At 32.2% G+C, this 14,961-nt stretch carries 9 protein-coding genes; 3 read left to right on the top strand and 6 right to left on the bottom strand.

Going from position 1 to position 14,961, the window contains the following annotated elements:
- Positions 1 to 234 precede the first annotated feature (234 nt).
- Complete coding sequence (locus tag Y10_RS09455; protein ID WP_281765139.1) at positions 235 to 2,478, top strand: transglycosylase domain-containing protein; 2,244 nt, start codon at positions 235 to 237, stop codon at positions 2,476 to 2,478.
- A gap of 53 nt (positions 2,479 to 2,531) precedes the next feature.
- Positions 2,532 to 3,839: a mechanosensitive ion channel family protein gene (locus tag Y10_RS09450; protein ID WP_281765138.1), complete on the top strand. Its 1,308-nt coding sequence runs from the start codon at positions 2,532 to 2,534 to the stop codon at positions 3,837 to 3,839.
- Here Y10_RS09450 and Y10_RS09445 read toward each other — a convergent pair.
- Both Y10_RS09445 and Y10_RS09440 read right to left on the bottom strand, forming a co-directional pair.
- On the bottom strand, positions 3,796 to 4,191 hold the full coding sequence (locus Y10_RS09445) for an acyl-CoA thioesterase (protein WP_281765137.1): 396 nt from the start codon (positions 4,189 to 4,191) through the stop codon (positions 3,796 to 3,798). The two genes, Y10_RS09450 and Y10_RS09445, sit on opposite strands and share 44 nt — an antisense overlap.
- Positions 4,188 to 5,078 (bottom strand): DUF72 domain-containing protein, encoded by an 891-nt coding sequence (locus Y10_RS09440; RefSeq protein ID WP_281765136.1) that lies wholly within the window; start codon positions 5,076 to 5,078, stop codon positions 4,188 to 4,190. The genes Y10_RS09445 and Y10_RS09440 overlap by 4 nt, the downstream gene beginning before the upstream one ends.
- 300 nt (positions 5,079 to 5,378) lie before the next feature.
- Between Y10_RS09440 and Y10_RS09435 the strand changes: the two genes are divergently transcribed.
- The gene (locus Y10_RS09435) at positions 5,379 to 6,266 is read left to right on the top strand and encodes a carboxypeptidase-like regulatory domain-containing protein (protein WP_281765135.1); all 888 of its coding nucleotides are present in this window, start codon (positions 5,379 to 5,381) and stop codon (positions 6,264 to 6,266) included.
- Positions 6,267 to 6,336: 70 nt separating this feature from the next.
- On the opposite strand, the gene Y10_RS09430 is transcribed toward Y10_RS09435, so the two are convergent.
- The 4 genes from Y10_RS09430 to Y10_RS09415 all read right to left on the bottom strand — a co-directional run bounded on the left by Y10_RS09430 (position 6,337) and on the right by Y10_RS09415 (position 14,927).
- Entirely contained in the window at positions 6,337 to 7,722 is a 1,386-nt protein-coding gene (locus Y10_RS09430; protein WP_281765134.1) for a glycoside hydrolase family 27 protein, read from the bottom strand.
- Positions 7,723 to 7,748: 26 nt separating this feature from the next.
- Positions 7,749 to 10,862, bottom strand: a complete 3,114-nt coding sequence (locus tag Y10_RS09425) for a glycoside hydrolase family 2 TIM barrel-domain containing protein (protein WP_281765133.1) — start codon at positions 10,860 to 10,862, stop codon at positions 7,749 to 7,751.
- A gap of 33 nt (positions 10,863 to 10,895) precedes the next feature.
- Positions 10,896 to 13,274 (bottom strand): sugar-binding domain-containing protein, encoded by a 2,379-nt coding sequence (locus tag Y10_RS09420; RefSeq protein ID WP_281765132.1) that lies wholly within the window; start codon positions 13,272 to 13,274, stop codon positions 10,896 to 10,898.
- Positions 13,275 to 13,358: 84 nt separating this feature from the next.
- Positions 13,359 to 14,927, bottom strand: coding sequence for a glycoside hydrolase (locus tag Y10_RS09415; protein WP_281765131.1), 1,569 nt, complete (start codon positions 14,925 to 14,927; stop codon positions 13,359 to 13,361).
- Positions 14,928 to 14,961 lie beyond the last annotated feature (34 nt).

Genomic DNA, 14,961 nt, shown 5'->3' with positions numbered 1-14,961 from the left:
AAAGCATAGATAAGTATATTGAAAATCTAATAATGATTATTGAGTAAAATTTAGGACTCTTAATAATAAATTTTAATAGCTATTTAACAGCGTAATTTAAATCATATTTGTTTGTTTGCTTATATGGAGAAAGCATCAAAACTTAAGACTTTTTTTTCGAAGCTTAAAGCAAACAAATATGTGAAAATTGCGCTGATTTTTTTATCAAGCTGCTTTTTACTCTTACTGTTATTTATGGGGAGTGTCTATTTTGGTTTCTGGGGAAAGGTACCAGATAAGAAGGAAATCACCTCTATAAAACAAGCAGTGGCTTCGGGTATTTATGATATGAACGGAGATTTAATAGGTAAATATTTTATCTATGACCGTGAGCTTACTAGCTTTCATCAATTGCCAAAGCATTTAGTTGATGCACTTGTAGCCACAGAAGATGCACGTTTTTTTGAGCACAATGGTGTAGACACTAAAAGTTTATTTAGAGTGCTTATTAAGTCTATTCTTCTACAAGATGATTCAGCCGGTGGTGGTAGTACTATTACTATGCAATTAGCAAAGAATCTTTTTGGTAGAGAAGAATTGGGTATATTCTCAATGCCAGTAAACAAATATAAAGAAGCCATTGTTGCTGGTCGTTTAGAAGACATTTATAGTAAAGAAGAAATAATTGAGTTATATCTTAATACGGTAACTTTTAGCGACAATACTTACGGAATTGAAAGTGCTGCAAAGAAATTTTTTAATAAAGAGGTTTCACAATTAAACCTAGAAGAATCTGCTACGCTTATCGGTACTTTGAAGGCTAATAATGGATATAATCCAAGGTTATATAAAGAAAATAGTTTGAGACGTAGAAATACAGTTATTTCTCAAATGGTTAAATATGGTTATTTAAGTAAAGAAACTGCCGACACTACTACTGTTAAAGATATAGAGTTGTCTTATAGAAGTTTTCAATATGATGAAGGTACTGCCCCGTATTTTAGAGAACGTGTTAGACAAGAAGCACTAAAACTACTAAAAGATATTAAGAAACCAGACGGTAGTTCTTATGATATGTATAAAGATGGTTTAAAGATCTACACAACTTTAGATCTTGAGATGCAAGAAATAGCTGAAGCATCTATGCAAAAGCATATGAGCAGTATTCAAAATCAATATGAAAAAGCTTATGGTAAGTATGCTCCTTGGGCTCAAAATAAGAAGATTTTTAAGTCTTATGTAAAACGTATTCCTAAATATCAGCTCTTAAAAAAGAACGGACTATCAGAAAAAGCTATAATGGATAGCTTAAGTCAAAAACACTTAATAGATGTATTTAACGGTACTACAGATACAATATTAGAAATTTCTCCATTAGATAGTTTAGAATATCAACTTAAACAGTTAAACACTGGTTTTGTAGCTATTGATCCTTCCGATGGTGCAATAAGATCGTATATAGGAGGTGTAAATTTTAAGCATTTTAAATACGATCACATTTCACAAAGTAAAAGGCAAGTAGGATCTACCTTTAAACCGTTTGTATATACTACTGCTTTAGAAAATGGAGTGGCTCCATGTTCTTACTTTTCTATTGAAGCTGTTACCTATGAAGAAGATGACAACTGGAGACCAGAAAATGCCACTACTAATGATGAAGATGATGAACACACTTTCTATAGCTTAAAATATGCTCTTAGTAATTCTGTAAATACCATAGCAGTAAAGGTATTGAAACATGTTGGAGTGGACAATGTGATAAAACAAGCTAAAAAAATGGGCATTGAAGAAGATTTGCCACAAGTATCTTCAATAGCTTTAGGTACTGCTGGTATTTCTATTAAAGATATGGCAGGCTCTTATGCTAGTTTTGTGAATGAAAGTAAACCGGTTACCCCCTATTTTATTGTTAGAATTGAAGACAAAAATGGGAATGTAATTATGGAGAATGATAAAAATACAGTGAAGAATGACAAAGCTTTTACAGATAAAACAAGGCAGGTAATGATAGAGTTTTTAAAGACCACTGTTGATAAAGGAACGGCTAAAAGACTTCGTTATGCTTATCATTTGAATAATGACATTGCGGGTAAAACAGGTACTACACAAGATAATAAAGATGCTTGGTTTATTGGTATTACACCTAAACTAGTAACTGTAACTTGGGTTGGGAATGATGAACACCAAATAGGCTTTAATAGTACCAGAATTGGTCAAGGAGCTAATGCAGCACTACCAATGTTCGGAAATTTCTATTCTCAACTCTCAAAAAACAATAAGTTTAATAATATTACAAATGCCACTTTTGAAGAACCTTCTGAAGAAGTAATGACTGCTTTAGAATGTGAAGACAGACATCAAGAAACCTTTGTAGAACGGGTTTTTGGAAATCCAAATACAATTAAAGTATCCTCAGGGAAAGATGAAGATAAAGAGGAAAAAACCAAGAAAGAGAAAAAAGGATTTTTCTCTTTCTTAAAAAAGAAAAAGAACAAGTAATTGAGAAAACTAATTTTGTAATTTAGCAGCAAATTTTCTAGAAAATAGATAGTATGAATTCTTTAGAATGGCTAACAAGATTAGTTTATAATTACTTAATAGACCATGGTGTTGAGGAAAAATTAGCAATCAATGCTAATTTACTCACTAATATTGTTTTAGTTGTTTTAATTGTTTTAATTTTCGATTGGTTTTCTAGAAAGATTATCGTTTCTTTTTTCAAAGCATTTTCTAATAAAACCAAAACTACTTTCGATGACTTTCTGGTTATCAGTAATTTTCCTAAGTATGTTGGGCACATCCTACCTTTAATTCTAGTTGTAAATATTATACCAAGCATTTTTTCTGACTATACAGATTGGGGAAAACTTGCCTTGAAAGTAAGTGATATTTACATGATTGTTTTAGTGGTTTGGATACTAAGAAGTTTGGTAAAAACTACGAGAGACTTTTTAAAAACAAAGGAGGCTTTTGCTGATAAACCGGTAGATAGCTTTGCTCAAATTATGATTATTGTTTTTTGGTGTATAGCGGGCTTATTTATTTTCTCGGAATTAACCAATAAAAGTCTAATAACTTCCTTAGGAACTCTAGGTGCTGCTTCTGCAATAATTTTATTGGTGTTTAAAGATACTATCTTAGGGTTTGTAGCCAGTATACAAGTTTCTGTAAATGATATGGTACGTGTTGGTGATTGGATAACCCAGCAGAAGTATGGTGCAGATGGAGATGTAATAGAAATAAATTTAACAACCGTTAAGGTAAAAAACTTTGACAATACCATTACCACGATACCTACTTATGCACTTATCTCAGATTCTTTTCAAAACTGGAGAGGAATGCAAAATAGTGATGGTAGAAGAATTAAAAGAGCTATCTATTTAAAAAGTAATAGTATTAAGTTTTTAACGGTAGAAGATTTAGAAAAGTTTTCAAAAATTCAAGATGTTAAAGAATATATTTACCACAGACAGAAAGATATAGATAAGTTTAATGATGCTAAAGGATACGATAAATCTATTTTGGTAAATGGCAGAGGACAAACAAATTTAGGTTTGTTTAGAAAATACTGTGATGAATATCTGAAAAATCACCCTGCTTTAAATAAGGATATGCTTATGATGACAAGACATTTACCACCTACGCCACAAGGTATTCCTTTGGAAATATATGCTTTTAGTAGTGATAAACGTTGGGTTAATTATGAACGTATTATGGCAGATGTTTTTGAACATCTTATAGCTGCAGTTACATATTTCGATTTGGAAATTTTTGAATATCCTACAGGTAAAGATGTTCTAAAACTAAATGCTGCTTCTAGTTTTCAGAAGCCAGACGATCCCTCACGTACTCAATTTTAGTTTTCCCATGGGGTTTTGGTCTTCCATCTTCACCTAGGTTAACCATTATTATATTTTCAACTGTAATAATGGTCTCGCGGGTCATTTTATTACGTACTTCCGATTTTAAAACTAAAGAAGAAGTACCAAACTTATTAACCTCTATACCAATCTCTACAATATCACCTTGTCTGGCAGAACTCATAAAGTTTATTTCAGACATAAACTTGGTTACTACCCTATTGTTTTCTAATTGAATTATTGAATATAAAGCCGCTTCTTCATCAATCCAAGCTAACAGTTTACCACCAAATAGTGTTCCGTTAGCATTTAAGTCTTCGGGCTTTACCCATTTACGTGTGTGAAATCTCATGAAAATAAATTTTTATTTGTATTTAATGTTTGGGGAATATGTATTGTTGTTCCTATTCTTTTGTTTAATTTTTCTATAAAATATGCAGAAAGCAGTGGCGATGCCTCCTCTACATTTTGATGTATAAAAAAGTTCAGCTTTTCTAACCCTAACGCTTGCCAAGTACATATTCTATCTATCCAATCATCTAGCCTTTGGTAATCAGATTCATGATTGGCTCCTACATACCTAACAAAAGCTTCTTTATTAGTTAATTTCATATGTAGTAAATCTCTTCTACCTGCGGTGTCAACTAGTACATTGGTAATATTGTTAGTTTCTAATAAATCATACAATTCGTTGGCTATTGTATCATCATTGTACCAATCTGTATGTCTAAACTCTATGGCTAGGGGTAATTCTTTAGGCCAAATTTCTGCAAAGTGTACTACCCTATTAAAATCTTTAGGAGCAAAATTATTGTGTAATTGTAAGAATGTAGTTCCAAGTTTATCTTTTAAATGAACAAAGCCATCCAAACATTCATTTAAAGCATCATCAATATCTTTGAGCCTTTTTAAATGGCTAATCCTTTGCATAATTTTAGGGTAAAACTTAAAATTATCAGGTACTGTATCGTGCCATTTCTCAAATTGTGATATAGGAAAATTTCTGTAAAAAGTAGCGTTTAATTCAATACTATTAAATTGACTTGCATAATATGCCAATTCATTTTTAGTACCTCTTGGATAAAAGTTTTTCAAGTCTTGTTTATTCCATTTAGCACAGCCTACAGAGATTGCTAGTTGCTCACTTTTTTTATTTCCTAATATACTAGCATTACTATTGTGGTCCTTTGGTAATGTAAAATCGATTGTCTCTGGATGTAGAACTTTTCCAAATTTCATAACCTTAACTTTTAAACAAAAGTACTAATCTTTGTTGGCGTTTACAGCATACTTTCATCGAAAGAAAGCATCCTAAAATCAATTAATCTTATGAAAACGTTTGAGATGAAATCCTTGATAGTCTAATCCTGATTATCCCATTTAACTTACACTAAAAGATTAATTCTATGAGACAAACGAGATGTGATTATTATTCTTTTTTATAATATATTTCTTAATAATCTTGTAGTTTTTAGTTTTAATAGATATTGTGTCTTAAATTTAGACCAAATCAAATTATAACTTACAAATTGATTAATAATGTATAAGAGTTTTATACTGTTTTATTTTATATGCCTAATATTTAGTATTTCATATTCACAAACCATAAAAGGTGTTGTAAAGGATTCAATTACTCAAACGCCATTAGCCTTTACAAGCTTGGTCTTATTAGGAGGTACAGGGACATATGCTAATACAGAGGGAGAATTTGAACTTCAAGTAAAAAGAGTTAAAAATGACACACTTAAAGTGCAATTACTTGGCTTTGAAACCAAATTGATTCCATTGAGTTCGATTCAAAACATAACTACCATATTATTAAATCCTCTTGCTGAAGAATTAAATGAAGTAACCATAACCTCTACCAAAATAGATTATACCAAAAGCATTATTATTGGAGAACCAAAAGAAGGTAATATTGGTTTTACCTCGTTAATTGGATATGAGACCTGCATGTTAATAGAAAATCCTAAAAAGCAAATAGGTAAACTAAAAAGAGTTTATATAGATCTAAAAAAGCGGAAGGATGCTGATGACATTGCTACGTTCAATATTAAATTTTACAAATATGATAGCGTAACTCATATACCTGGAGATTTACTGTATACTAAAAATCTATATGTAAAACCTAAAAATAAAAATTACAGATTATGGATTAATGTAGAGGATTTAGACGTAATGTTCTTGAAAGAAGGAATTTGTATTGGTGTAGAATGGATTAATACCACCGAGGAAAAACAAAAATATGCTAAATATGGCCCGATGTTTAGGTATACATTAAGTCAAGAGAACAAGGGTATAACTTGGTCTAATTATCACCAAACTGGATGGAAAGATGTATTAACAAACCATGAAAAGTACAAACGAATAGATACAGGTATTCTTAATCCTATGATTGGTATTGAAGTTTTATATCCAACAAAATAGTTATGAAATAAAAACGGACAAATGAATTGTTCATCTGTTCGTTTTTTATAATACAATTTATCAATTAAAACTATTTTACTAAACTGAATGATAGTAAGTAAGACTCATGTGGTTTAAGTGTTACTTTAAGTTTTTTATCATCTATACTATAAGTGTTTTTACTTAAAATTTCGTTTACTACCATTTCTTTATTTTCTAAATTTAGCTTGCGTAGCGGAATAGTTATCTCTCTATCTTCTTCATCTCCTATATTAAACAATGCGAGATAAGTAGTGTTAGATGCACTGTCACTTGATGTGATGGCTAGTTCATTATCTTTTTGAAATAATTGTTTCACATTAGTGGCATTACTATGCATTTTTAAAAGCTCTTTATTGGTTAATAATGATAATGTAAATTCATCATTACTAGGTAAATCACCACCAAAGAATAAAGGAGATTTCATAATACAAAAAAACGTCATTAAACTATACTGCTCTTCTTTGGTTAATCTAGTCATACGCTCTTCTCCCCTTTCTCCTCTAATCGAAATTTTTCCTAAAGGAATCATATCACAATCTGGCCATGTTCCGTCACCTATGTACGGATACCAGTCTTGGGATACCTCCATTAAATGTTTTAGATGCAACCATTCATCCCATACATCATTCACCATTCTCCACATATTTGCGTTTTCACTAACGTGTTCTGCACTTTCAATTGGAGTTTCTCCAGGGGATGTACTTAAAACTATTTTTCTACCACAATTGTCTATAGCTTTTCTTATTAAATTTATTTCATCTTCATGATATATAGGTGCAGACAAATCATCTATTTTAATAAAATCAACACCCCAAGCAGCATACAATTCAAATAATGAATTGTAGTACTCTTGCGCGCCTTTTTTAGAAGCTACCACTGTGTAGTTATCTCTTAACCATTTACATTGATTTTCTGTAGTGTAAATTTCATCAGCGGTAATACCATCAGTTCCTTTTACAGGTGATTTTTTAGTTACTGCTTCTACTGGAATTCCTCTCATAATATGAATTCCAAATTTTAATCCCTTACCATGAATATAATCTGCAAGTGGTTTAAATCCTTTACCATCTTTAGCTGAAGGGAATTTATTTACTGCAGGCTGATACCTTCCATATTCATCAATTACATATTTTGGGTCGGTTTGGTTATAGCCTGCTGCTTTAGTATTTTCTACAAACCATCTAATGTCTACAACTACATATTCCCAACCATAATTTTTTAAATGTTCGGACATATAATCAGCATTAGCTTTTACCTCCTTCTCTGTAACGGTAGGGCCATAACAATCCCAACTATTCCATCCCATTGGAGGGGTTTGTGCCCAATCTTTAAAATTCCCCTTCTTATTTACTTCTTCTTTTTGCTTAGTCTCAACGTTTTCTTTAGCCGTTTCTCCACATGAAACCATAAAGAAAGTAGCTAGGAAAAAGATCACTATATTTTTGAAACAGGTTATATACATTATTTTGATTTTAAACTAATTATATATGAATAGGTATAAGTATCATCCAATAATAAATATGATTTATGCGGATATGCACCCCAACTATTATCTCCTCCTACCCCACGTTGTTTTTCATCTATGTGTAAATACACTTTATCTTCTGGATGAACATCAGTAGTATGGCGCTGGTCTTTCTTTTTTCCAGGATCTAAAGATTCAGTTGATACATTTAAAGCACTAAAACCAAGTGGTTGCATCCCTTTAACTATTAATGATTGACCTGCATTATCAGACAAACTTATCCATCTAACATCCGTTTTATATCCATTTTCCTGAGGGCGAATGTATTCCCAAGTAAATTGTTCCGCCACAGTGCTTTCATATACACCTAAAAATGATGATTGATTTCTGTCTGAATAATTTTCCCAAGGTCCTCTACCATAATACGCAAGATTATCATATGCTCCTTTTAATTCTATACGCATTCCAAAACGTGGCAATTCAGGTAGTTCTAAACCACTTTTATCAAGGCTGGCAGTAATTTTTATAGAACCATCATTTTGAATTAAATAGATAACTGAATATGAGATTTCCTTACCGGTTAAAGACATGTCTACTTTAATCTCTAATCCTGAGTCATTTTGTTTACCTACAGTAACATTTTCTATTACTGGGGTTGCATGAGCATTTTTCCAAACCTCTAATTTGTTAGGCATACCATTTCCAAAATCGTTATCGGTTGGTGCTCTCCAAAAATAAGGCGTAGGGTAATTAGTAATGAATGAAGCTTTATCTTTTAAATTATATGAAGTTAATACTCCATTTACTAAATCAAATGTTCCCATCACAGTTTCAGTTTCAAAGGTTAAACTTTCTTTTGACTTAGAAATATGTAGGTTCTTTTTGGTTGCTGTAATGTTGTTTACATTGTTAAAATACCCTTCAGCTGTTATAATAAATTCAGCTCTTGCTTGTTCGTGATGTGCCGGTACTAAATCTGTAGCATTCTTGGTATACGCGTATACATTCACGCTATAGTCTGCATCCTCTTTCATATTATTAAAAGGTAATGTATACGTTCCTTTAGCTCCTGGTACTACTTCTAGATTAAATGTTTTAGTATCTATTACAATACCATTTTTTAATAATTCTGCTTTAAAATCAAATTCATTTAGATTAGTGTAAGCATATTTATTAAAAACAGAAAGCTGCTTATTGTTAAGTTTAAACTTGATATTTTGATATACCTGTTTAACCTCGTAAAGGCCTGGGTGCACTGCTCTATTAGCACTTACTAAACCGTTGGCACAAAAATTCTCATCGTTTTGTAAATTTTCTCCACCTAAGTCTCCTCCATACGCATAAAATTTTTCGCCATTCTCTTCAGTTAGTAATCCTTGATCTACCCAATCCCAAATAAAACCTCCTTGCATATGCGGGCTATTATCTATAATATCAAAATACTCTTGAAAATTACCATTACTATTTCCCATAGCATGGCTAAATTCACACATAATAAACGGACGTTTTTTATTAGTATCATTGGCATATGATTTCATATACTCTATACTTGGGTACATAGGGCAAACTACATCTGTGTTTTCTTCTTCACCTGCTTGCTCAAACTGTACATAGCGTGTATTATCAAATCCTTTAAGCCATTTGTATGCATCAAAAAATACTTGTCCATTTCCACACTCATTCCCCATAGACCATAAAATAATTGATGGATGATTTTTATCTCGTTCTGCCATACGTTCAATACGATCTAAATGTGCTGGAGCCCACTCTGGTAAATATGCCGGGTGAACAGACTTATCAAACGGAGATTGAAGCGCAGCACCCATTGCGTGCGTTTCTATATTGGCTTCATCTACTACATAAAAGCCATATTCATCACAAAGCTCATAAAGTTTGTTGGCATGTGGATAATGACTCATTCTTATGGCGTTGATATTATATTGCTTCATTAGCTCTAAATCTTTACGCATAGTAGCTTCATCAGGTACGTGACCTTTTGTTTCATGATGTTCATGTAAATCTACTCCGTGTACTTGTGCTACATGTCCATTGACTAGTAGTTGTGCATTTTTAATTTCAATAGTTCTAAAACCAGTTTTACCAGTAATAACTCCATTAGCACCTTTATTACCATTCCATTTGATGTTGTAAGCATATAAATAAGGAGTTTCGTCACTCCACTGATTTACATTTTTTATGGTAGTATTAAAATTTAAAGAAGGTGTTTTTTTATCGTATGATTTAGTTTCGGAATAAACTGTTTTACCTGTAGCATCTAACAAGTTAAAAGTAACCTCCCCTTTCTTATTTTTGTTATCTTCAAATCTTCTTAAATCAATTGTTGCGTTAAGTTCACCATTTGTGTAGCTATCATCTAAACCCGATTTAATAAAATAATCCCATACCGTAAGTTTAGGTAAGGCTTGTAAATAAACATCTCTTTCAATACCACTTAAACGCCAGAAATCTTGATCTTCTAGGTAGCTCCCGTCATGCCATCTAAACACTTGTACAGCCAAAAGATTCTCACCTTTTTTCAAAAGTTTTGTTACATCGAATTCTGCTGGTGTTTTTGAAGCTTTGGTCATACCTGCCTCTACTCCATTTATAAATACTCTAGCATAACCTGATATAGAACCAAAATGAAGAATAACTTCTTTATCCTCCCAATTTTCAGGAATCGAAAATGTTTTTCTATAGCTACCAACTGGATTATAGTCACCATCTATAAATGGTGGATTTTTAGGAAAAGGATATACAATATTTGTATAGATAGGAGTATCATAGCCCTCGAGTTCCCAATTAGATGGTACTGGAATTGTACCCCATTCTCTATCATTTAAATCTGTTTTATAAAAATCTGTTGTTCTGGATTCAGGGTTTTTATCTAACGTAAATTTCCAAGTTCCGTTAAGACTTTTATAGTATTTAGAATTTGTATATATCCCTGATGCTGCATTAGCCTCAGTATCGTAAACAACAAATTGTGAATGTCCAGATTCTTTGTTTCTATCTAAAATGCTGGGATTTTCCCATTCATTATGTTGTTCTTGTGCTATTAAACCTTGTGTTGCCAGGACTAATAACGATAGAATTCCTTTTAATTTCATAATATTAAATATGTAGTTGGTAGTAATAATCTCTTATTTTATTTTTAAAGTTGTTGTTACATTTTGTAACCACGGAGATGTAAAAGATATATTCACGTTTTCATTAGATTCTCCAGTTAATTTAATATATGCTAGCAATTTACCTTTAAATGCTCTTTGTACATTATCTGTATAATCTGTCATATCACTATTATTACCAGCTTCTAAACCTAAAAGTTCTGCTGGCCCTTCAATAGTACACGTAATTTTATCATCCGCTATATGTACTGGTAATCCATTTTTATCTACAATTTGTATACGTACTTGTACAATATCTCCTTTTGTATGTATATTTTCTAAATCTTCAATAACCAACGCATTAGGACGTTCTGAAGTACTTATACTATAGGTACAAACATCTTTATCATTATTCATTCCAATGACCTGCAATTTACCAGGTTGAAAAGGAACATCCCAATAGACCATACCAGTTTTTGTATCATAAGCTTTTGTCTCTCCAATTAATTTTCCATCTAGCTCTAATCTAGCTTTTTCTGTATTGGTATAACTTACCACTCTCACAGTATCATTCTCTTTGTAGTTCCAAAGAGGCCAGGCATCCATTGATACCCAACGTTGATTTTTATGAGGAATATAGGTTCCTGCATATATGGTTGGTTTAGTACTCCATAAAGCCTCTCTAAAATATCCTCTTGGTTTTTTATTACCAGCTAAATCTACTAGACCTGTATAAAATCCTCTTGATGGCCAACTACCAGACTCCCCTAAATAGTCAAAACCTGTCCATAAAAATTGTCCAAATATATGGTCGTTCTCGGTTACCGCTTTCCAAGCTTCAATTCCTTGTCCGTTTTCACTACCATAAATAACTCTTTCTGGGTATTTTTCATGGTCTGTTTGATATTTACTTTCAGTATAATTATACCCAACAATATCTAAAGCACCTGGGTAAGCTGTTTTATTAGACATTGCAACCCCAGCTAAACCAGCAGTTACAGGTCTTGAAGTATCATATTTTTTCACCACTTTTACTAAGCGTTGAGCAATATCACCAAGTTCCATAGCATTAGGTGCGTCTGGTTTGTAACCACCATAGGCAGGTTGTCCAAACCCTGTGTCTTTACCTCCGTCTAATACAGGGTGAGAATATGGGTCATTAGGGTAATCTACTTCATTACCTATACTCCATGCAAATACAGATACATGATTACGATCTCTTCGTACCATATCTTCTAAATCCTTTTCAGACCAATCTGCAAAAATATCGTAACTACCTTGAAATTCGGGAGTTCCTACATTCCATCCTTTAATCCATTTTCGCTTTGGAAATCTCCATTCATCGTACGCTTCATTAAGTACTAATAATCCAATTTCGTCACATACTTCATAAAATGCAGGTGATTGCGGATTATGACTTGTTCTTATAGCGTTAACTCCCATTGATTTTAAAGTAGTAAGTCTAGATTTCCATACACTTTTTGGAACAGCTGCCCCTAATACACCAGCATCATGATGTAGACACACACCTTTCATTTTCATCCAAGTACCATTAAGTGCAAATCCTTTATTCGCGTCAAATGTGAATGTTCTAAATCCGGTTGTTAACTCATTGCTATCAATAATACTTTTATTCTGATAAACAATTGTTTTTAAGGTATATAAGTTTGGGGTTTCTAAATCCCACAGTGCTGGATTTTTGATAGATAATTTACCTGATATCTTATCAGTTGTTTTAGCACCTAGTTTTATATTCTTTTTCTCTGACTTGACAACGGTTCCAGATGAATTTAATAATTGATTTACAACGGTTAGTGTTTTAGCATTATCAGTTTCATTCTCCAAAGCCACTTCATAATGCAAAGTAGCCTTATTTCCTTTTACTACTGGATAACTATACACTCCCCATTGTTGTATATGTATAGGGTTTGCATAAACCAAATAGACATCTCGGTAAATACCAGAGCCGGTATACCATCTAGAATCAGCATATTTACTATGGTCTACTTTTACTGTTATCTTATTTTGGGTACCAAAATTAACATATGGTGTAATATCATAAGCAAATGAAATATATCCGTTAGGTCTTTTGCCAATAGATGTACCATTTACAAACACTTCACTTCTATTGTAAACGCCTTCAAAATAGAGATATACTTTTTCACCCTTTTTTGTATCTGGAACTAATAATTGTTTAGTATACCAACCTATTCCACCTGGTAAATATCCGGTACAACTAGCAAGAGAAGGACTCAGTTGCTCTTTTACACTCCAGTCATGTGGTAGGCTTATGCTCTTCCAATCGGTATCATTGATTGAACTAACTGTAAAATTTTCATTTTCTTCCAGTTTAAACTTCCAATTATCATTTATAAGTTTTGCATTTCCAAAACCTATTGATGATTGTGCTTGCATGCATAAAGTTATGAGAAACATATAAATGCATAGGCGTATATTAATTTTCTTTCTCATCATACCTTTTTTAAATAGATTCATATTTTACTTTTTAGTCTCATACATAATAGTGGTAACCGATGGTTCGGTTATATGTATTGTTGTATTTTTTATAGGAACATGTTTTAGATTACAATTGCTAGAAGTAGTGTACATGTTTTTTGGAACTAATTTATTATTAGCATTCAAATCGAAATTCAGTTCGGCATCTGTTAAAGCTACAATAACTAATATAACCTTGTTTTTTTTAGAATCTGTAAAAGCAGAAATTAAAAAATCATCGGTATTTATAGACTCATCTGCAATTGTTTTAATTCTTTTATATCCCGGTCTAATAAACCTGCTATAGTTACCTAAAACCCATAACATTTTACTATCTTCATAAGCACCATTACTTTCATTCTTATCTATATAAATTAATCCATCTTTATAGTCATAGGCAGAAATAGCTGTCCACCAATGCCACGCAGAAGCTTGTGCATCAACCAAATCATGGTGAATTACTTTAGCCATGTATAGTGCAGAATTCATCCCAACATCTTTACCATTTCCTTCTATTTCGCCCGCATTATCACCTAGTATACAATATTCAGACATCCAATATTTTACATCGTTGTTTTTTAATGTGTTGTTCAGTTTAATTCGTTGGTCTATTAGTTGTTTTTTGGGAGACGTTGTAAAATAACTATGTGCTGAAATGGAGTGATTTAACAAATCTAAATCGCCTATATATCCATCTGAATTTGGGTTGTAAAAATAATCTATTTGTGAACCTCTTTTAGGTCGGTTATCATCTTGATAGAGATAGTTTATTTGTCCGGCTTCTGTAATATCTATTTTTGTTGAAATATGATCAGCTAAGAATTGATTATTAATAACTTTGGTAATTGAATTTATTTCTGAGTTTAAATAAGGGGTTCCTTCTTGCCCTCCATCTGACCAGTCCCATTGTGGCTCATTAAAGGGGCTAATATAATCTACTTTTAACCCCATATTTTCCATACCCTTTATGCAGGTTGCTAGGTACTTAGCAAATTGCTTATAATTTTTAGGTGCTATGTTGGTTTTACCGTTTTTAGCAAATGCTTTTCCAGTAATTGTAAGATTTACTGGTGGACTATTTAGAAATACCAATAGGTTCTCTACCTCTAGCTCTTTCGCTTTTTGAGCAAACCATACCTGTCCTTTTTGTTTTGTCCAATCATAATTACCATTTGGTAATAGAAAAGATTCCGCTCTTCTCCAAGTATCTTTTATTCCACTATTATCTCCTTGAAAACTACTACCTGCCCCTAAATTGAATCTCCATAATGAAAGACCAATTCCTTTAGGATTTCCTTTAGCATCAAATTCTTTACTAAATAACCAATTTGCAATAGAATCTTTTTTAGCCATAGGCCAGTTGCCTACAAACTGACAAGACCAAGCATCTGATGCTCCAAAATTTTCAATTTCTTGAAATTCTGTATTTACATCTACTGTAATAAGTGATGTTGTTTTGCCATGTTTTTGTTCCTCCTTTCCTTCTTTCGATGAAAAACTACAACCTACAAAGGTTAGCGATAGTATTATATAAATAAATCTAGAAAGCATTTTAAGAAGTATTATATTCATATAAATTACGTATGGGCAACTAGTGCCCATACGT

Source organism: Neptunitalea lumnitzerae (assembly GCF_027924185.1).
GTDB classification, from domain to species: Bacteria; Bacteroidota; Bacteroidia; order Flavobacteriales; family Flavobacteriaceae; genus Neptunitalea; species Neptunitalea lumnitzerae.
The sequence above is the reverse complement of the archived record's forward strand: the minus strand, read 5'-3'. Positions and strand labels throughout refer to the sequence as shown.

What these genes read in the sequence shown, in the direction of transcription:
- Y10_RS09455 (WP_281765139.1), top strand. Translation starts at nt 235, where the DNA reads ATGGGGAGTGTCTATTTTGGTTTCTGGGGAAAGGTACCAGATAAGAAG.
- Y10_RS09450 (WP_281765138.1), top strand. Translation starts at nt 2,532, where the DNA reads ATGAATTCTTTAGAATGGCTAACAAGATTAGTTTATAATTACTTAATA.
- Y10_RS09445 (WP_281765137.1), bottom strand. Translation starts at nt 4,191, where the DNA reads ATGAGATTTCACACACGTAAATGGGTAAAGCCCGAAGACTTAAATGCT.
- Y10_RS09440 (WP_281765136.1), bottom strand. Translation starts at nt 5,078, where the DNA reads ATGAAATTTGGAAAAGTTCTACATCCAGAGACAATCGATTTTACATTA.
- Y10_RS09435 (WP_281765135.1), top strand. Translation starts at nt 5,379, where the DNA reads ATGTATAAGAGTTTTATACTGTTTTATTTTATATGCCTAATATTTAGT.
- Y10_RS09425 (WP_281765133.1), bottom strand. Translation starts at nt 10,862, where the DNA reads ATGAAATTAAAAGGAATTCTATCGTTATTAGTCCTGGCAACACAAGGT.
- Y10_RS09420 (WP_281765132.1), bottom strand. Translation starts at nt 13,274, where the DNA reads ATGCAAGCACAATCATCAATAGGTTTTGGAAATGCAAAACTTATAAAT.
- Y10_RS09415 (WP_281765131.1), bottom strand. Translation starts at nt 14,927, where the DNA reads ATGAATATAATACTTCTTAAAATGCTTTCTAGATTTATTTATATAATA.